This window comes from Pseudonocardia sp. NPDC049154, assembly GCF_040648315.1.
Taxonomy (GTDB): Bacteria; Actinomycetota; Actinomycetes; order Mycobacteriales; family Pseudonocardiaceae; genus Pseudonocardia.
The window spans coordinates 56,578-73,652 of the sequence record NZ_JBEZDN010000008.1 but is presented as its reverse complement, the minus strand read 5'-3'; the positions used below and the strand labels follow the sequence as shown (position 1 = coordinate 73,652).

Below are 17,075 nucleotides of genomic sequence, written 5' to 3'. Positions count from 1 at the left end.
GCGGCGGTCGCGACGCGCCCGAGGCCGTTGCGGATCATCCGCGCCATTCGCCGGGTGCCGATGAACCCGCCCGCCATGAGCACCGGCGAAGGTGCCGACGGCAAGGCAGGCGTCGCCGACGCACTGTCGGTGCGGCGGCTCCCGGACCCCGCCCCGTCGGGCGCCGCGGAGACGACACTCGGGTGAGCGAGTTCCGGTCACTGGCGTCGGACCGGCGCTCGGACGAGGTCGGCGGGCCTGCTCATGCCCCGCCTCTCGCGTCGGATCGCGGAGGGCGCGCGTGGGGGGGCAGGTCGGCGTCGTCCTCGTTGTGATCGGTCCTCACGAGTCCGGGCGCTCCTTCGTCCGAGGATGCGCCGGCCGGGCGGGCGGAGGACCCCTGGTCACGGTCGGGCTCCTCCGGTGGGTCGAGCCGGCCGACGGACAGCAACGCCGACATCCAGCGGGTCCGCGGGTCGACGTCGAGCAGCAGCGCCTTCGCGAGCAGCGTCAGCGGGATGGCGAGCACCGCGCCGAGCGGGCCGATCACGAACGTCCAGAACACCAGCGACAGGAAGGTGAAGGTCAGCGAGAGGTTCACCGCGTCGCTGACGAACTTGGGCTGGATCAGGGACTGGATGACGAAGTTGATCAGGGAGTAGGCGAGGATCACGATGAGCATCAGCCGGGGCCCGCCCTCGAGGAGCCCGAGCAGCGCGGGCGGTACCAGTCCGATGATGAAGCCGATGTTGGGGATGTAGTTCGTGACGAAGGCGAGCAGGCCCCACAGCAGGGCCAGTGGCACCCCGACGATCCAGAGGAACACGGCGTCGACGACCGCGACGATCAGCCCGAAGACCGTGGCGACGAGCAGGTAGCTGCGGCTGCCGCGGACGAATCCTCTCAGGGCCGCCACGACTGCGGTCCGCGTGCCCCCGACCTGCTCGAGGCGGTGGGAGAACGCCAGCGCGTCGATGCCCATGAACAGGACCACGAGGACCAGGAACAGCAGGTTCGTGAAGGTGCCGGCCAGCCCGCCCAGCAGGTCGGTCATCACACCTGCGACGCGGCCGAACGAGATCTGTCCGAGGGCCTGCTGGAGCTGCTCGGGCCCCACCCCGATCGACGCGAGCCAGGCGCGCACATTGGCCACGAGCGCGGTGAAGCGGTCCTGGTACAGCGGGAGGAGGGAGCCGAGCCTGGCCACCGCCAGGGCCAGGGAGGCCGCGAGGCTCAGGATGATCGCCTGCAGCACGACGAGGGTTACCGTCGCGGCGAGCCAGCGGGGAACGCCTCGCCTGCTCAGGATGCCCGTCAGCGGGTGGACCCCGACCACCAGGACCAGCGCCAGCAGCACTGGCGCCAGGATCGATCGGAACTGTTGCAGGGCCAGCGTGCTGACGAGAAGCCCTGTCGCGGCCAGCACGACCACCAGGCCTCGCGGGATCCCGCCCGGCTGCGCCGCGGCCGTCGTGTCCGGAGCCGGTGGCGTCATCGACTTCTCCTCACGGGCGGGACGGGGCCGGTCCGGGACCGCCCGGGATCTGTCCTCGTCCTGCGTGCTCCGCCGAGGTGAGGCACGCGAGCGGCGGCGGCCTCATTCCGCGCCCGGATAAGGCAGGACCGAGATCAAGGTGAGCCCGAGTGCGTCGAGTTGGGCGATCAGACCGTGCAGGTGCGAGTCGTCCAGTACCTCGCCGTCGATCACGGTGTCCGGTGAGAGCACGGTGATCCTCATACCGCTGAGGGCCGCACGCGCCTCGTCGGACAGAATCCCCTCGACACGGAACTCGTAGTGCATGGGTCCTCGACTCCGGTTCTCCTCGTCGTCTCGTCCACCGCTCATCAGGCTTCCTCCGGGCGGGTGCGGAAGCCTCGTACCCGAGGCATCAACCGGCGCCGTGCTGCAGCGGCCGCCGGAGGAGGGTGCGGATCGCCGGACGCAGCAGGTCGAACCGCAGCCTCGGTCAGGTCGGTGGCGGGGTCGCGACGGGAGGCACACCCGGGCACCCCGTCCGGAGGCTGTCGACGATCGGCTTCGCCGCGGCCTCCACCTGCGCGACGGACCCCGCGAGCGCGCCCAGCTTCGCCGACAGCGTCGCCTCGTCCTGGATGCTCGCGATCGTGGTCTGCAGCGAGGCGAGCGCCTGCTTCAGCGCGTCGACCTGGGGACCGAACTGGGAAGCGGCCGCGTCGGCCAGACGCTGCCCGGCATCCGCCAGGTCCTGCAGCGCGGCCTTGACGCCCTCGGTGCCGACCTTCGTCGCGTCGAGCTGGAGGATCGCGTTGGCTGCCGTCTGGAACTCCGTCGCAGCGGTGCACAGCGCGGGTGAGTAGACCGCGGACGCGGGCGCCGACGTCGTGACCGGCGGTGCGGGCGGGGCGGAAGGCGGAGCCGCCGGGGGCGAGGAACATCCCGCGAGCACCGCGAGTCCGAGCACGCCCGTGGCGGCTGCGCGCAGCACGGAGGCCGCTCGGGTCCTCCTCCGCGTCGAGCTGTCGTCGGTGTCCACCTGAGCCTCCAGCGTCCGGGGGCGGCGGACGAACCGCCGCCCGGGTGTGTGGTGGGCCGGGTTCCAGCCGGCAGTCAGCGCTCGCCCGCCTGGTCCACGACGATCGCCAGGCGGGCGAGCACCCCCTGTGCCTCTCCTCGCGTGATGACGCCACGGTCGACGGTGGCCTCGACCTCGGCCTGCAGCACGACGGGCCGCAGGAACCAGGGGCCGGGCTCGCGGACGGGCTGTGCCATTCAGCGCCTCCTCGACGCGCGGTACGGCGATGCGCCCCGCACCCTCACCATGCTCGAGTGTCGGACCACGAGGATCGTCGGAGTTCATCCCGGACGGGTGGTCGCGGCCCCTCGGGCTGCTCGGCAGGAGGACCTGCCGGTCAGCGCCGCGGTGCCCGCGGCGGCGTGCCGGGCGGCCGGGCTGTGTGCGCTGCGCCGGTACAGGTCGGTTCCGGATTCGGAACGTTCGTCACCCGCCACCTCCCACGTCCGGCGCCTCGTGCAGGAGACGGTCACAGACGGGTCGACGGTGGCCCGTTCCGAGATGAGCCGGCGTCCTTCTCGGAGAAGGATCACCTGTGGCCACCCCTGCACCGGTGCCGTCGGTACCTCGGCGTTCACCCTGCGGGGATGACACACGGCCCGGCCACTGCACGCACGCTGTCCGACGTCGGACGGCACAGTGGTGTGGCGCTCTCCGTCCGGGCAGAGGAGGTCAGCGTGCTCAGGCGGATGTCCCAGATGCCGGCGGGGACTATCGGGTTCGAGGCAGCCGGGAAGGTCGACGACGACGACTTCGAGGACGTCGTGGCGCCGGTCCTGCGCCAGGAGATCGCACGGGGGGCGAAGCTGCGGCTCCTCTACCTCTTCGGACCAAGGCTTCACGACTACGAGGCCGACGAGTTCCAGGAGGAGGTCGCGTTCGCCGTGCGCCACCCCACCGCCTACGAACGGGTGGCGGTCGTCAGCGACGAGACCTGGTTGCGGCCCGCGCTGCGCGTGCTCTCGCTTCTCGTTCCCGGCCGGCTGCGCGGCTTCCCGGTCGCCGAGCTCGAGGCGGCGAAGCGATGGGTCTCGGCCGAGGAGCACGAGCGCACCGCAGCCGACTCGACCGAGCCCCCGGTCATCTCCGCCACCTCAGGCCACGCCGCCGATCGCGGACCGGCTGCTCCCGAAGGAGGACCGACATGATCGGAGGGCCGTGACGGTGCGACTGGTTGCCGCGCTGCTGCTCAATCCGAGCTGTCGAGGCGCTCGCCTGCAGCTCTGGGCCGGCATCGTCCGGACCGTGGTGCGCCACGGCGGAACCGTGACGAGATGACCCTACGGGCCATTGTCTCCGATCTGATGCCACGGACGCTCACGGAGCTGGCCGAGCTCGTGGCGATCCCGTCGGTCGCCGATCCGCGCCAGTTCCCGCCGGAGGAGTGCACCCGGGCGGCGACCTGGGTGGCCGACGCCTTCCGGGATGTGGGCTTCGACGACGTACGACTCGCCGAGACACCGGACGGCAGCTCCGCGGTCGTCGGCTCGCGGCCGTGCGGTGTGCCGGGCGCACCGACGGTGCTGCTGTACGCGCACTACGACGTGCAGCCCCCGCTGGACGAAGGATCGTGGCGCACCCCGCCGTTCCGGCTCACGAACGTCGACGGCCGCCTGTACGGGAGGGGCGCAGCCGACTGCAAGGGGAACATCCTCATGCACCTCACCGCGCTGCGAGCCCTCGGCGACGAGGTTCCCGTCGACCTGAAGCTGGTCGTCGAGGGCTCCGAGGAGCAGGGCACCGGCGGGCTCGAGGCGTTCGTCCCCGAGCACGCGGACCTGCTGAGCGCCGACGCGATCATCGTCGCCGACACCGGGAACGCGGCGGTCGGCTCGCCCGCGGTCACGGTGAGCCTGCGGGGTGTGGTCGATCTCGTCGTGACCGTGGACGCACTGGAATCGGAGCTGCACTCCGGCGTGTTCGGTGGGGCGGTCCCCGACGCCCTCACCGCCCTCGTCGCCATGCTGGCGACCCTGCACGACCAGCACGGGAACACGACCGTGCGGGGCCTGCCCAACACCCAGGTCTGGCCGGGGGCGTCCTACCCGGAGACCCAGTTCCGCGTCGACGGCGGCCTCCGCAGACGGACGCCGGTGCTCGGCGACGGCACCATCGCCGACATGCTCTGGGCCCGCCCCTCGCTCTCGCTGCTCGGGATCGACTGCCCCCCGGTCGTCGGCTCCGCCGCCGCGCTCGTGCCGCGGGCCAGGGCCCGCCTGAGCCTGCGCGTCCCACCGGGCGTGACCCCCGAGGAGGCCGGCCAGGCCATCGTCTCGCACCTGCTCGAGGTGGCCCCGTGGCAGATCGAGGTCACGGTCGAGATCGACGCGACCGGCCATCCGTTCCGCGCGGCCACGGACGGGCCCGCCCACCGTGCCATGACCGAGGCCATGCGCACCGTCTACGGCGCGCCCGTCTCGCAGCTGGGCCAAGGCGGCTCGATCCCGCTCTGCACCGTCCTGGCGACGACCTACCCCGAAGCGGAGATCCTGCTCATCGGGGTCGAGGAACCGTCCTGCCGGATCCACGCTCCCAACGAGAGCGTCGCCCCTGAGGAAATCGCCGACATGGCACTCACGGAGGCGTCGTTCCTGCTCGGCTACCCGCCTGCGAGACAACGACGATGACCTACTCGATCCTCGGCCTCGACCCCGCCAACGGCGACCTGGGCGTCGCCGTGCAGTCGAAGTTCCCCGGCGTCGGAGGCCTCGTCCCGTACGGTGAAGCAGACGTCGGCGTGGTCGCGACCCAGGCTTTCGGGAATCCCCGGCACGGCACCGTGGGGCTGACCCTCCTCCGATGCGGTGCCACTCCCGCTCAGGCCCTCGACGTCCTGCTCGGCGGCGATCCTGAACGACGCCGGAGGCAGTTCGCGCTGATCGACCGGCACGGCGGCGTCGCCTGCCACACCGGCGCCGAGCTGCACTCCTGGGACGGATGGGCAGGCAGCGCCCGCGGTCGGGACTGCCTCGCCCTCGGCAACGGACTCGCCGGCGGCGACGTCGTCGACCGGATGGTCGCGACGTTCGACGCCTCTCACGGCTGCCTGGCCGAACGGCTCATCGCGGCCCTCGAGTCGGGCGAGCGGGCGGGCGGCGACATACGCGGGCAACAGTCCGCCGCGCTGCTGGTCGTCAGGCGGGACGGCGGCTATGGATCACTGGACGACCGGCACGTCGTGATCTCGATCTACGACCACGCCCGGCCGATCGAGGAGCTGGTCAGGTGCTACGCCCTGCACAGGCTCTCGTACTTCCCGAGCGACCCGGACGAGCTCGTCCCGATCGGTCCCGAGCTCGCGGTCGAGCTGAAGACACTGATGGCCGGACGCGGCTTCTACGCCGGTGTACTCGACGACAGCTGGGATTCCGCTGATCGGCGACGGTTCGAACTCTTCCTCGGGAGCGAGAACTACGACAACCGCATCAACGGCGGTGAGCTGCTCGATCTCGAGGTCCTCGCTGACCTCCGCCGGCGCTACGGCCACCCGGAATCGCCCTCCTCGGATGACACCGCGGCCCCTCCAGGGCAGTTCGGTGGTCCGTGTCGTTCCGCAGAAAGGACGTGACCAGATGTGCCGTTGGATGGCGTATCTCGGCGACCCGATCCTCGCCGACGACCTGCTGTTCCGGCCGGAGCACTCGATCATCGACCAGAGCCTGCACGCCCGGCTCGGCGGAGGGATCACGACCAACGGCGACGGTTTCGGCATCGGATGGTACTCCCCCGGCGACACCTCCCCGGCGGTGTTCAAGAGTACCCATCCGGCCTGGAACGACGAGAACCTGCGCGAGGTCGCTCCCCGGATCCGCACTCCGCTACTGTTCGCGCACGTCCGCGCATCGAGTGGGACCCCGGTCCAGCGCAGCAACTGCCATCCCTTCCGGTTCGGCCGGTGGTTGTGGATGCACAACGGCTCGCTCGCCGAGTTCCCGCAGGTCAGGCACGCCCTACAGATGGCGGTGGACCCGTCGCTGTACCCGCTGATCGAGGGCAACACCGACACCGAGACCCTCTTCTTCCTGGCACTCTCCTTCGGTCTGACGGAGGACCCGCCCGCAGCGGTCGCCCGAGCGGTCGGCTTCGTCGAGCAGGTCGGGTCGCGCCACGACATCGAACACCCGGTGCACATGACCGCAGCCGCCACGGACGGCGAGTCGATCTGGGTCTTCCGCTACTCGAGCGAGAAGGCGACGAGCTCGCTCTACTTCTCCAACGACGTGGTGCAGGTCCGCCGCCTCTACCCGGACCTCCGGTCCCTCGAGCGGCTGGGCACCGACACCCGGTTCGTCGTCTCGGAACCACTGCGCGACCTGCCAGGAGCATGGACCGACGTCCCAGAGGCCTCCTGGGCGCTCATCCGGCGCGGTGAGCAGGAGGTCCACTCGTTCCAACCGACCGTCCCCGCCTGACTGCCGCGGTTCGTCGGACGCTGCGCGACCCTGTGGTCGGGGCGTGCAGATCCGGGTCGAGGCCCGGGTGGGCGCGCAGGCGCCGGGACTCGGCGAGCGACGCCGGCGAGGGCGGGCGGCGGCTCTTGTGGGTGGTCAGCCCGCAAGGGCGGGTGGCGTTCCGCGGAACTCCTACTCGGTGACCGCGGCTCCTCGGTGGACGTCTTCTGCGGACGCTGCGCCCTCCCTGGCCTAGGCCGCCGAGGTGTCTGGCTCGCGGGCTCTCCGGCCGACGACGAGCAGGCCGATGCCGAAAGCGAGGACGACGAGCTGGAGGGCGATACCGACGATGTCCTGGAAGCCGCTCTCCAGGCCCTCGTAGCCGATGGAGACTCCGATGGCGAGAGAGAGCATGCCGCCGACCGCGAGCAGCACGCCGAGCCAGTTCGGGAGGAGGCGGCTCACTACGGCCGCAGCGCCCACCAGCACGAAGGCCACGCCGAGCAGGACCCGGAAGTAGCTCTGGACGCCCCACTCGATCCAGCGGGTGGTTTCGGCATCGGCAAAGCGGGTCGGCTTCTCGATCTCCGCCGCAGCGGCCCACGCGTCGACGTTCTGCTTGAGCGTGACGCCATCCACCGCTTGAAGAACGGCCCAGGCCCCGGCGCTCGCGATGATCGCCCCAGCCGCCAGCAGCGCGAGATAGGGCGTCTCGTTGCAGGGCGTGGCAGAGCACGAGCAACCCGGAGAGGGCCACGAGCACAAGGACGAATTCCGCGAGATGGGTAGCGACCCAGGCGCCGCTCGCCGCGTACCCGGCGAAGATCGCCTCGTGATTGTCTTCCTCTCCGGTCGGATGCAAGAGCATTCGCTGAACAGCGTTCACGACGAAGCCGCCGAGCAGTAGCGCGCCGCTGACGGTCAGCACACTGCGGTCTGACGAACTTGCTGCTCGCACACTCATCGCCGCGATCCTTTCGCTGCGACCCAAATGGCCCCGCCTCTGACCGCCGACGTACCGGTTCACGCTGTCCCAGAAAGCGCAGCGAACCGCAGAGGAAAAATGGCCCGCGCAGTGAGGCGGAAGTCCCGCCCGGCTGATTCCCTTCGGTCCGCGGCCGGCTCGTCGTGGAACGAGCCGGCCGCACTGACCATCTAAAAGTCGGCGAGAGCTCGCTGGGGTGTTAGCGCGCCGTTGGGCGGAACCTCCGCAGCCGCAGGCTGTTGCCGACGACGAACACCGAGCTGAACGCCATCGCCGCGCCGGCGAGCATCGGGTTGAGCAGCCCGAGGGCGGCCAGCGGCAGCGCGGCGACGTTGTAGGCGAACGCCCAGAACAGGTTGCCCTTGATCGTCCGGAGAGTGCGCCGGGACAGCCGGATTGCGTCGGCCGCGGCGCGTAGGTCGCCGCGGACCAGAGTGATGTCGGCGGCCTCGATAGCGACGTCGGTGCCGGTGCCCATGGCCAGCCCCAGGTCGGCCTGGGCGAGGGCGGCGGCGTCGTTGACGCCGTCGCCGACCATCGCGACGACCTTCCCGCGGGCCTGCAGGTCCTCGACGACCTTCAGTTTCTCGGTGGGCAGCACCTCGGCGACCACCGTGTCCGGGCCGGGGTCGATGCCGACCTCCCGAGCGACGGCCTCGGCCGCTGCGCGGTTATCCCCGGTGAGCAGGATCGGGGTGAGCCCCAGTCCCTTCAGCTGGGCGATCGCCTCGGCCGAGGTGTCCTTGACGGTGTCGGCCACCACCAGGACCGCGCGGGCCCGGCCGTCCCAGGCGACCGCGACGGCGGTACGCCCCTTCGCGGCCTCCGCCTGCACGGCCCGGACCAGGTCCTCGGGCAACGGCTGGCTCCACTGCTCCAGCAGCGTCGGTCGTCCGACGAGCACGGCGTGCCCGTCGACCAGGCCCTGCACGCCCAGGCCCTCGTGGTTGACGAACTCCGCCACGGCGGGCAGCTCGCCGAGCCGGTCGCGGGCCGCGCGCGCGACCGCGGCGGCGACCGGGTGCTCGGAGGCGTTCTCCAGCGCCCCGGCCAGCCGCAGCACCTCGTCCTCGGTGGCGCCGGCAGCGGTGTGGACCGCGGTCAGCGACATCCGGCCGCTGGTGACCGTGCCGGTCTTGTCGAGCACGACGGTGTCCACCCGGCGCGTGGATTCCAGGACCTCCGGGCCCTTGATCAGGATGCCGAGCTGGGCGCCGCGGCCGGTGCCGACCAGCAGCGCCGTCGGGGTGGCCAGCCCGAGCGCGCACGGGCAGGCGATGATCAGGACCGCCACCGTGGCGGTGAACGCGGCTGCCGCGCCGGCCCCGCTACCCAGCCAGAACCCGAGGGTGACCGCGGCGAGCGCGATGACGATCGGCACGAACACCCCGGAGATCCGGTCGGCCAGGCGCTGGACCTGTGCTTTGCCGGTCTGCGCGTCTTCGACCAGCTTGGCCATCTGCGCGAGCTGGGTGTCCGACCCGACCCTGCGGGCCTGCACCACGAGCCGGCCGCCGGCGTTGATCGTGGCCCCGACGACCTCGTCGCCGACGCCGATCTCGACCGGCACGGACTCGCCGGTGAGCATCGACGCGTCGACCGCGGAGCTGCCTTCGACCACGGTCCCGTCGGTGGCGATCTTCTCCCCGGGCCGGACCACGAAGCGGTCGCCGACGGCCAGCTCGCCGACCGGGATCCGCACCTCGCGACCCCCGCGCAGCACCGCCACGTCCTTGGCGCCGAGCTCGAGCAGGGCGCGCAGGGCCGCGCCGGCGCGGCGCTTGGAGCGGGCCTCGAAGTAGCGTCCGGCCAGGATGAACGTGGTGACTCCGGCGGCGACCTCGAGGTAGATGTTGCCCGCCCCGTCCGACGGGCTGATCGTGAGCTCGAACGGGTGCGTCATGCCCGATGTGCCGGCGGTGCCGAACAGCAGCGCGTAGAGCGACCAGGCGAAGGCCGCGAGGGTGCCCAGCGAGATCAGCGTGTCCATGGTCGCGGCGCCGTGGCGCAGGTTCGCCCAGGCCGCGCGGTGGAACGGCCAGGCCGCCCACACGATCACCGGTGCGGCCAGGGTCAGCGAGATCCACTGCCAGTAGGTGAACTGCAGCGCCGGGACCATCGCCAGGACGACGACCGGCACGGACAGCACGATCGAGACCAGCAGCCGTTGGCGGGCGCCGCGCAGCTCGTCTTGCTCCCGAACGGTGTCGTCGCCGCGTCCGTTCGGGCCCGACGGGGTGCCGGGTCCCGGCGCGGGCGGCTCGGGCAGGCGTGCGTGGTAGCCGGCGGCCTCGACGGTCGCGACGAGCTCGTCGGTGCCGATCCCGTCGGGGGCGCTGACCTTCGCCTTCTCGGTCGCGTAGTTGACCGAGGCGCTCACCCCGTCGAGCTTGTTGAGCTTGCGCTCGATCCGGTTGGCACACGATGCACAGGTCATACCGGTGATCGCGAGTTCGACCTCGGTCACGGTGGCGGAGTCAGTCGGGTCGCCCGCGGGTGCGGAGGTGTGGCTGGTGGTGGACATCAGTGCCCCCCTCCTGCGCCCGCGGAGTGGGCGTCGTCGTGCGGAGTGGTACCCGTTGCGCCGGCGGGTTGTGCCGCCGGCGGGGCCGGTTCGGGTGTCGGATCGGCTGCCGTGCCGGGGGGCCCGGTGGGCAGGGTGAACTCGGCGGTGCGGACGGTGCCGGCATGCTGGAAGTCCAGGAACAGCCGGTAGGTTCCGTCGGAGGGCACCTCGGCGAAGAACCGGATCTGCGGGCCGGACGTTGTGCGGCCGTCGCCGGGGCTGCCGTCGGGGTGCACGTGCAGGTACGCGAGATCGGACTCGCGCAGCGCCACGAGGTGCCCGTAGGCGCCCAGGTATGGCTGGAGATCGCTCACCGGCGCGCCCTCGCGGGTGACCGTGAGCGTCAGCGGGGAGGACCGCCCGGCGGTCAGCTCGCCGTCGAGGCGGACCTGGTAGCCGTCGACCTCGGCGACCCGGCTGGTCCCGTGGCTGATCGGGTCGTAGCCGCCGGCCGCGGACAGGTCGACGCCCAGGGTGGTCGCCGCCCCGCCGGTGGGGGTGAAGTCGGCGAAAGCGCGGTAGACCCCGCCCGCGGGCAGGTCGAGCCGCGTCCGCCAGGTGCCGTCGGGGTCCATGGTCGGGTGCAGGTGCTGGAAACCGGTGGTGTCGCGGCGCACGACGATCAGGTGCAGCCGCTTCGTGTGCTCCTCGTCGAACGCGGTGACCGGGGCCCCGTTCGGGCCGGTGATGCGGAACGCGAAGTCGTTGGTGGTTCCCGTGCTCAGCGTCGAGGCGGTGGGCGTGAGGGTGTAGCCGCCCCTGCTCGACGCCAGCCCGGCGGGCTGGTCTGCGGTCTCCGGGACGGCGCCGCTGTGGGTGTCCCCGTGCCCGGCGTTCTCGGTGCCGGGCTGGCCCGCGTGCCCGGCCGTCTGCGCGGCGGGGGCGGGGGTGGTGAGGGGACCGACAGCGGATCCGGTCGCGTACGCCCCGACGGTGAGCAGGGCGAGCGCCGCGCCGTAGGCGGAGAGCTTCGCAAGAGTGTTCATGGGTCCGATCCCTTGCTAGGGGCCCCGTCGAACGGCGCGCGCCGCGACGGGCCGGAGGGTCACGCGGTGGTGAGCTGGTAGCCGGCCTCTTCGACAGCCGCGCGGACGTCGGGGTCGTCGACCGGGGTGTCGCTGGTGACGGTGACCGCGCCGGTCGGCAGGTCGACGGCGACATCGCGGACGCCGCGGAGCTCGCCGACCTCCTCGCGCACCGAGGCGACGCAGTGCCCGCAGGTCATCCCGGTGACGGTGTAGGGGCTGGTGGCCATGACGTGTGCCCTTCTTCTCCTGCCGGTCCGCACCGGAGCGGGCGGACACGACGAACTGAGCAGCCGGCGGCGCCGGTGCTGGGGTGACGGGGATCGGCCAGGCGGTGGAGGTGCCGCGCATGCGGCGCCTCCACCCTGGTCAGGACTTGACCAGGCGGGCGATCGCGGCGCTGGCCTCGGCGACCTTCTGGTCGGCGACCTGGCCGCCCTCGGCGACCGCGTCGGTGACGCAGTGCTTGAGGTGCTCGTCGAGCAGGTTCAGCGCCACGGCCTCCAGGGCCTTGTTCACCGCGGCGACCTGGGTGAGCACGTCGATGCAGTACTTGTCCGACTCGATCATCTTCGTGATGCCCCGGACCTGGCCCTCGATCCGGCGCATCCGCTTGAGGTGGCTGTCCTTGTTGTCCGCGTACCCGTTCACGGCGACTCCTCCTGGTCCAACTGATGCTCACCATACCCTAGGGGGGTACCGTAGGTGAGAGGTTGTCGTGGCTCAGGCGCTCCTCGAGAGGATCGACCTCACCGGCCCCGAGCCGGACCTCGCGGGCTCCCGCCCGGCGGAGAGCACGGGCGGCGACCATGGGCGTCGGACGCCTCGCGGTCGTCGCGCCCGTGTAGTCCCTTCACCCCCTCGGGGTGAGGCCCGCGCGCCGGAGGGGTTGCGACGGTCCGTCCGTGACGGGCTGGTGACGTGGAGGGGGCAGGGTGGCTGCTGATCTGACAGACCGAACCGACTTCGAGAACGCGAACCGCGGCCTGATCGCACGCCTGGAGCCCGGTGTGATCAAGGCCGCGGACGGCAAGGTCGTCTACGACGCCGACGTCTACACCCGGACGATGGCCGGCGACTGCCCCGACACCGTCCATCCGAGCCTCTGGCGACAGAGCCAGCTCACGGCGATCCAGGGGCTGTTCGAGGTCACCGAGGGCATCTACCAGCTCCGCGGCATCGAGCTGTCGAACATGACCCTGGTCGAGGGCGACACCGGCGTGATCGTGATCGACCCCGCGGTGTCGGCCGAGGTCGCGGCGGCCGGACTGGCGCTCTACCGCACCCACCGCGGGGACCGGCCGGTGACGGCGGTGATCTACACCCACTCTCACATCGACCACTTCGGCGGCGTGCTCGGCGTGGTCGACGCCGACACCGACGTCCCGATCGTCGCGCCCGCCGGGTTCCTGGAACACGCGGTCTCGGAGAACGTCTACGCCGGCGTCGCGATGCTCCGGCGCGGCATGTACCACACCGGGATGGGGCTGCCGGTGACCGCGACCGGCACCATCGGGGTCGGCCTCGGGCCCGGCACGTCCACGGGGACGGTCGGGCTGATCGCACCCACACACGACATCACCCACACCGGCCAGCAGGAGACGCTCGACGGGGTCCGGATCGACTTCCAGATCACCCCCGGCACCGAGGCGCCGTCGGAGATGAACTTCCACTTCCCCGACAAGCGCGCGCTGTGCCTGGCCGAGAACGTCACCCACAACCTGCACAACCTGTTGACCCTGCGCGGGGCCGAGGTCCGCGACGCGCGCAGCTGGTCGCGCTACATCAACGAGGCGATCGACCTGTTCGCCGACGGGACCGACGTCGCGTTCGCCTCGCACCACTGGCCGACCTGGGGCTCGGACGAGGTCGTGAAGCTGATGACCGAGCAGCGCGACCTCTACGCCTTCCTGCACGACCAGACCCTGCGCCTGATGAACCAGGGCCTCGTCGGCAGCGAGATCGCGGAGCAGATCGAGATGCCTCCCGCCCTCGAGGCCGCGTGGCACACCCACGGCTACTACGGCTCGGTCAGCCACAACGTCAAGGCGATCTACCAGCGCTACCTCGGCTGGTACGACGGCAACCCGGCACACCTCTGGCAGCACCCGCCGGAGGCTGCCGCCAGCCGCTACGTCCAGGTCATCGGCGGTGTCGACGCCACCGTCGCCCGGGCGCAGGAGTTCGCGGACGACGGCGACCTCCGCTTCGCGGCCGAGCTGGCGAGCCATGCTGTGTTCGCCGATCCCTCGCACGACGCGGCCAAGAACCTGCTCGCGGACGTGTTCACCCGCCTCGGCCACGGATCCGAGTGCGGCACCTGGCGGAACAACTACCTGACCGGCGCGCAGGAGCTGGGCGGCGAGGTCGTCACGGCGATGGTCAGCGCGGCCGGCATGGCGTCGGCGCTCACCATCACCCAGCTGTTCGACAGCCTCGCCATCCGTATCGACGGGAAGCGGGCCTGGGACACCACCACGTCGATCCGCTGGCACTTCACCGACACCGGCGAGACCTATCGGATGGAGCTGTCCAACGGCGTGCTCACCCACCATCCGACGACACGGACGCCACCCGCCGACCTCGTCGTCACCCTGACCAAGGCCCAGCTCCTGGGGATGCTCGCCGGCGCGAGCCCGGACGGCGTGGCGTTCGACGGCGACCCGAAGACGTTCGCCATGATCGCCGGCCTCACGGACGATCCCGACCCGAGCTTCGCGATCGTCACACCCTGACGGGGCCGGAACCGGACACCGCCGCCGCCACGGGCCCGACCGCGGCGGCGGTCGCGACGGCAATGCCCGCGAACCCCTGCGCGGCGGTCGAGACCAGCAGCACGCGCCGCTGAACGTTCGGTGCGGTCTCGTGCAACGTGTCGCCCGCCGATCCGTACGCAGGCGCGTACGGGTTGGTGGCTCGGGGCGAAGGTGTCGGGCTCATCTCAACATCTCCACCTCGTGGGTCTACCGGATCACGCGCAACGCCGTCATCGACGAGTACCGCCGCGCCGACCGCGACCGTACGCGCCGCGGCGTCCTGCTCGACGACGCGCCCGAGACCGACCGCCGTCAATCCCGAGGACGAGACGCCGTCCGCGCTCGACGAGCTCGCCGTCTGCATGCGTCCGCTGCTCGAGCGCCTGCCTCCCGAGCAGCGCCGGGCCCTGGAGCTGTCCGACCTCGACGGGCTGAGCCAGAGCGACGCGGCCCGGCGCGAGGGCGTGTCGGTGTCCGGGATGAAGTCGCGGGTGCAGCGCGGCCGGCGCCGGCTCGCCGAGCTGCTCGACCGGTGCTGCCGGCTCACCCTCGACGCGCGCGGCGTGCCGATGGACTACGACCAGCCGGCGGACTGTCGCTGCGCCTAATACGACCCGGGCGTCGCTCGTCGACCACCCGTCGCCCCTATCCCACGTCGAGGACGGCCGACACTCGGCTCTCCACACGTTCCTGCCTCGCCACGCGACGCAGACTCTTCTCGATCACGCTCGTGGTGCACAGCGAGGCCGGCAAGGAATCGGTCTTCTCCACGAGAAGCGGCGCCAACCCGGGGTAGCAACTCGCCGGTCCACTCACTCTGGTCGCGCTGCGTGTCGCCTCTGCACGTCGAACATCAGAAGTGCGGCGCGAGCCAGATGTCTCGCGCCGCACCACCAGGGGCCAGCCGCCGGCGGCCCCCCACCGCGAGGCAACGCCCGCCCACCGCTCGTCGTGGTTACTGGCAGCCGCAGCCACCACCAGCGGTGGCCTCATTGCCGCAGCACGCGGACTTCCGGCTGCTGTCGCAACACGTGGTCTGCTTCTGCACGCTGCAACAGCCCACTGCCTCGGTCGTCGCGACGGTGGCACTCGAGCTCTGCGAACCCGCGGAACGAAACTCCTCGTTGCACATCTGAACTCCTTGCTCGGCGACTCGGACACCACGACAGACGCCGAAGGCAGCGGAAGGACGCACTTCCACGCGCGGCGTCGCCGAACAACCCGGAAAGCGATCGCCGATCTACGGACCGCCCCCGGGGCCGTCGTCGCCCCCGACGCTGTCGAGTTCGGACTGCGATCCGGCATCAACCAACTCGGCCTCGACTTCGTCCCGCTCACCTGGAGGCACACGACGTAGCCCTGGGCGCGTCCGACCTCGGCTCAGCCCAGCCGTGTGAGCTGAAGGGGCAGGACGGAGGCGACCACCAGGAGAAGATTCGGTCTTTCGAGTCGTGCCGTCGACAGGTCGACGAGCCCAGGGCGGCCGTGCCAACCCGACGACCTCCCGGAGGGCCACCACGCGCCCACCCGTGGGCGGAGCTGGCGTAGCTCGAGAACATCTACGGCCATCTGTGGCCGACCGCCGAGCACTGCACGCGGGCCGCGACTGATCGGCTGTAGACGGAGGCTGTGGGCGATCCTGCGGACTCCCTGCGGACCAAAGGCGGACTGGAGGTGCGATGACGAGCGCAGACAGCCCGGCTACACGTTGAAGCGGAACTCCACCACGTCCCCGTCCTGCATGACGTAGTCCTTGCCCTCCATGCGGACCTTGCCCGCGGACTTGGCGGCGTTCATCGAGCCGGCGGCGACGAGGTCGTCGTAGGAGACGATCTCGGCCTTGATGAAGCCCTTCTCGAAGTCCGAGTGGATCACGCCGGCGGCCTGGGGGGCCGTGTCGCCCTGGTGGATCGTCCAGGCGCGGGCCTCCTTGGGCCCGGCGGTGAGGTAGGTCTGCAGGCCCAGGGTGCGGAAGCCCGCACGGGCGAGCGAGTAGAGGCCGGGTTCGGGCTGGCCGATCGACTCGAGCAGCTCGCGGGCCGACTCCTCGTCGAGCTCCAGCAGCTCGGACTCGACCTTGGCGTCGAGGAACACGGCCTCGGCGGGGGCGACGAGGTCGGTGAGCTCCTTCTTGCGGGTCTCGTCCGTGAGGACGCCCTCGTCGGCGTTGAACACGTAGAGGAACGGCTTGGTGGTCAGCAGGGTCAGCTCGCGCAGCGGGGCGGGGTCGACTCCGGCCTGGAACAGCGTGCGGCCCGAGTTGAGGACCTCCGCGGCGGCCTCGGCCGCGGCCAGGACCTCCCGGCGGTCCTTCTGCATCCGGGCTTCCTTGGTCAGCCGCGGGATCGCCTTGTCCAGCGTCTGCAGGTCGGCCAGGATCAGCTCCGTCTCGATGACCGAGATGTCGGAGCCGGGGTCGACCTTGCCGTCGACGTGGACCACGTCGTCGTCGGCGAACACCCGCACGACCTGGCAGATCGCGTCGGACTCGCGGATGTTGGCGAGGAACTTGTTGCCCAGCCCGGCGCCCTCGGAGGCGCCCTTCACGATCCCGGCGATGTCGACGAACGAGACCGTGGCCGGCACGACCTTGGCCGACGCGAACATCTCGGCCAGCTTGTCGAGGCGGGAGTCCGGCAGCGGCACCACCCCGACGTTGGGCTCGATCGTGGCGAACGGGTAGTTCGCCGCGAGCACGTCGTTGCGCGTCAGGGCGTTGAACAGGGTCGACTTGCCGACGTTGGGCAGCCCGACGATGCCGAGGGTGAGGGACACGAGCGTCCAGGGTAGTCGTCCCGCCCCGCCGGCTCCGGACCCCTCG

At 71.3% G+C, this 17,075-nt stretch carries 18 protein-coding genes; 7 read left to right on the top strand and 11 right to left on the bottom strand.

Annotated elements, in window-relative coordinates:
• Window positions 1–241 precede the first annotated feature (241 nt).
• The 4 genes from AB0B41_RS06965 to AB0B41_RS06950 all read right to left on the bottom strand — a co-directional run bounded on the left by AB0B41_RS06965 (window position 242) and on the right by AB0B41_RS06950 (window position 2,728).
• Window positions 242–1,474, bottom strand: a complete 1,233-nt coding sequence (locus AB0B41_RS06965; protein ID WP_358199870.1) for an AI-2E family transporter — start codon at window positions 1,472–1,474, stop codon at window positions 242–244.
• Window positions 1,475–1,576: 102 nt separating this feature from the next.
• The gene (locus tag AB0B41_RS06960; RefSeq protein WP_358199868.1) at window positions 1,577–1,780 is read right to left on the bottom strand and encodes a hypothetical protein; all 204 of its coding nucleotides are present in this window, start codon (window positions 1,778–1,780) and stop codon (window positions 1,577–1,579) included.
• Between the two features lie 166 nt (window positions 1,781–1,946).
• Complete coding sequence (locus AB0B41_RS06955) at window positions 1,947–2,444, bottom strand: hypothetical protein (RefSeq protein WP_358199866.1); 498 nt, start codon at window positions 2,442–2,444, stop codon at window positions 1,947–1,949.
• 122 nt (window positions 2,445–2,566) lie between these two features.
• Window positions 2,567–2,728 carry a hypothetical protein gene (locus AB0B41_RS06950; RefSeq protein WP_358199864.1) on the bottom strand — a complete coding sequence of 54 codons (162 nt, stop codon included), beginning with the start codon at window positions 2,726–2,728 and terminating at the stop codon, window positions 2,567–2,569.
• Between the two features lie 390 nt (window positions 2,729–3,118).
• On the opposite strand from AB0B41_RS06950, the gene AB0B41_RS06945 reads away from it, so the two are divergent.
• The 4 genes from AB0B41_RS06945 (at window position 3,119) to AB0B41_RS06930 (ending at window position 6,943) form a co-directional block, all read left to right on the top strand.
• On the top strand, window positions 3,119–3,679 hold the full coding sequence (locus AB0B41_RS06945; protein ID WP_358199862.1) for an STAS/SEC14 domain-containing protein: 561 nt from the start codon (window positions 3,119–3,121) through the stop codon (window positions 3,677–3,679).
• 126 nt (window positions 3,680–3,805) lie between these two features.
• On the top strand, window positions 3,806–5,158 hold the full coding sequence (locus AB0B41_RS06940; protein WP_358199860.1) for a dipeptidase: 1,353 nt from the start codon (window positions 3,806–3,808) through the stop codon (window positions 5,156–5,158).
• A complete protein-coding gene (locus AB0B41_RS06935) occupies window positions 5,155–6,099 on the top strand; it encodes a DUF1028 domain-containing protein (protein WP_358199857.1) in 945 nt (314 codons plus the stop codon). Before AB0B41_RS06940 ends, AB0B41_RS06935 begins: the two co-directional genes overlap by 4 nt.
• A gap of 16 nt (window positions 6,100–6,115) precedes the next feature.
• Window positions 6,116–6,943, top strand: coding sequence for a class II glutamine amidotransferase (locus AB0B41_RS06930; protein WP_358199855.1), 828 nt, complete (start codon window positions 6,116–6,118; stop codon window positions 6,941–6,943).
• A gap of 231 nt (window positions 6,944–7,174) precedes the next feature.
• Here the strand turns inward: AB0B41_RS06930 and AB0B41_RS06925 are convergent, their stop codons facing one another.
• Window positions 7,175–7,561 (bottom strand): hypothetical protein, encoded by a 387-nt coding sequence (locus AB0B41_RS06925; protein WP_358199853.1) that lies wholly within the window; start codon window positions 7,559–7,561, stop codon window positions 7,175–7,177.
• 85 nt (window positions 7,562–7,646) lie between these two features.
• Here AB0B41_RS06925 and AB0B41_RS06920 point away from each other — a divergent pair, with 85 nt between their 5' ends.
• Window positions 7,647–7,829, top strand: a complete 183-nt coding sequence (locus AB0B41_RS06920) for a hypothetical protein (RefSeq protein ID WP_358199851.1) — start codon at window positions 7,647–7,649, stop codon at window positions 7,827–7,829.
• 277 nt (window positions 7,830–8,106) lie between these two features.
• On the opposite strand, the gene AB0B41_RS06915 is transcribed toward AB0B41_RS06920, so the two are convergent.
• The 4 genes from AB0B41_RS06915 to AB0B41_RS06900 form a co-directional block, all read right to left on the bottom strand.
• Window positions 8,107–10,431 carry a heavy metal translocating P-type ATPase gene (locus tag AB0B41_RS06915; RefSeq protein WP_358199849.1) on the bottom strand — a complete coding sequence of 775 codons (2,325 nt, stop codon included), beginning with the start codon at window positions 10,429–10,431 and terminating at the stop codon, window positions 8,107–8,109.
• Window positions 10,431–11,459, bottom strand: a complete 1,029-nt coding sequence (locus AB0B41_RS06910; protein WP_358199847.1) for a hypothetical protein — start codon at window positions 11,457–11,459, stop codon at window positions 10,431–10,433. The genes AB0B41_RS06915 and AB0B41_RS06910 overlap by 1 nt, the downstream gene beginning before the upstream one ends.
• Before the next feature lie 59 nt (window positions 11,460–11,518).
• A complete protein-coding gene (locus AB0B41_RS06905) occupies window positions 11,519–11,728 on the bottom strand; it encodes a heavy-metal-associated domain-containing protein (RefSeq protein ID WP_358199844.1) in 210 nt (69 codons plus the stop codon).
• Between the two features lie 139 nt (window positions 11,729–11,867).
• Complete coding sequence (locus AB0B41_RS06900) at window positions 11,868–12,149, bottom strand: metal-sensitive transcriptional regulator (RefSeq protein WP_358199842.1); 282 nt, start codon at window positions 12,147–12,149, stop codon at window positions 11,868–11,870.
• Between the two features lie 284 nt (window positions 12,150–12,433).
• Here AB0B41_RS06900 and AB0B41_RS06895 point away from each other — a divergent pair, with 284 nt between their 5' ends.
• Complete coding sequence (locus AB0B41_RS06895; RefSeq protein ID WP_358199840.1) at window positions 12,434–14,233, top strand: alkyl sulfatase dimerization domain-containing protein; 1,800 nt, start codon at window positions 12,434–12,436, stop codon at window positions 14,231–14,233.
• Here the strand turns inward: AB0B41_RS06895 and AB0B41_RS06890 are convergent.
• On the bottom strand, window positions 14,223–14,618 hold the full coding sequence (locus AB0B41_RS06890) for a hypothetical protein (protein ID WP_358199837.1): 396 nt from the start codon (window positions 14,616–14,618) through the stop codon (window positions 14,223–14,225). The two genes, AB0B41_RS06895 and AB0B41_RS06890, sit on opposite strands and share 11 nt — an antisense overlap.
• Here AB0B41_RS06890 and AB0B41_RS06885 point away from each other — a divergent pair.
• Window positions 14,617–14,862, top strand: coding sequence for a sigma factor-like helix-turn-helix DNA-binding protein (locus tag AB0B41_RS06885; RefSeq protein ID WP_358199835.1), 246 nt, complete (start codon window positions 14,617–14,619; stop codon window positions 14,860–14,862). The two genes, AB0B41_RS06890 and AB0B41_RS06885, sit on opposite strands and share 2 nt — an antisense overlap.
• A gap of 1,093 nt (window positions 14,863–15,955) precedes the next feature.
• On the opposite strand, the gene ychF is transcribed toward AB0B41_RS06885, so the two are convergent.
• Window positions 15,956–17,029: a redox-regulated ATPase YchF gene (gene ychF, locus AB0B41_RS06880; protein ID WP_358199833.1), complete on the bottom strand. Its 1,074-nt coding sequence runs from the start codon at window positions 17,027–17,029 to the stop codon at window positions 15,956–15,958.
• Between the last annotated feature and the right edge of the window lie 46 nt (window positions 17,030–17,075).

What these genes read in the sequence shown, in the direction of transcription:
- AB0B41_RS06965 (WP_358199870.1), bottom strand. Translation starts at nt 1,474, where the DNA reads ATGACGCCACCGGCTCCGGACACGACGGCCGCGGCGCAGCCGGGCGGG.
- AB0B41_RS06960 (WP_358199868.1), bottom strand. Translation starts at nt 1,780, where the DNA reads ATGCACTACGAGTTCCGTGTCGAGGGGATTCTGTCCGACGAGGCGCGT.
- AB0B41_RS06950 (WP_358199864.1), bottom strand. Translation starts at nt 2,728, where the DNA reads ATGGCACAGCCCGTCCGCGAGCCCGGCCCCTGGTTCCTGCGGCCCGTC.
- AB0B41_RS06945 (WP_358199862.1), top strand. Translation starts at nt 3,119, where the DNA reads ATGACACACGGCCCGGCCACTGCACGCACGCTGTCCGACGTCGGACGG.
- AB0B41_RS06940 (WP_358199860.1), top strand. Translation starts at nt 3,806, where the DNA reads ATGACCCTACGGGCCATTGTCTCCGATCTGATGCCACGGACGCTCACG.
- AB0B41_RS06935 (WP_358199857.1), top strand. Translation starts at nt 5,155, where the DNA reads ATGACCTACTCGATCCTCGGCCTCGACCCCGCCAACGGCGACCTGGGC.
- AB0B41_RS06930 (WP_358199855.1), top strand. Translation starts at nt 6,116, where the DNA reads ATGGCGTATCTCGGCGACCCGATCCTCGCCGACGACCTGCTGTTCCGG.
- AB0B41_RS06915 (WP_358199849.1), bottom strand. Translation starts at nt 10,431, where the DNA reads ATGTCCACCACCAGCCACACCTCCGCACCCGCGGGCGACCCGACTGAC.
- AB0B41_RS06910 (WP_358199847.1), bottom strand. Translation starts at nt 11,459, where the DNA reads ATGAACACTCTTGCGAAGCTCTCCGCCTACGGCGCGGCGCTCGCCCTG.
- AB0B41_RS06905 (WP_358199844.1), bottom strand. Translation starts at nt 11,728, where the DNA reads ATGGCCACCAGCCCCTACACCGTCACCGGGATGACCTGCGGGCACTGC.
- AB0B41_RS06885 (WP_358199835.1), top strand. Translation starts at nt 14,617, where the DNA reads ATGCGTCCGCTGCTCGAGCGCCTGCCTCCCGAGCAGCGCCGGGCCCTG.
- AB0B41_RS06890 (WP_358199837.1), bottom strand. Translation starts at nt 14,618, where the DNA reads ATGCAGACGGCGAGCTCGTCGAGCGCGGACGGCGTCTCGTCCTCGGGA.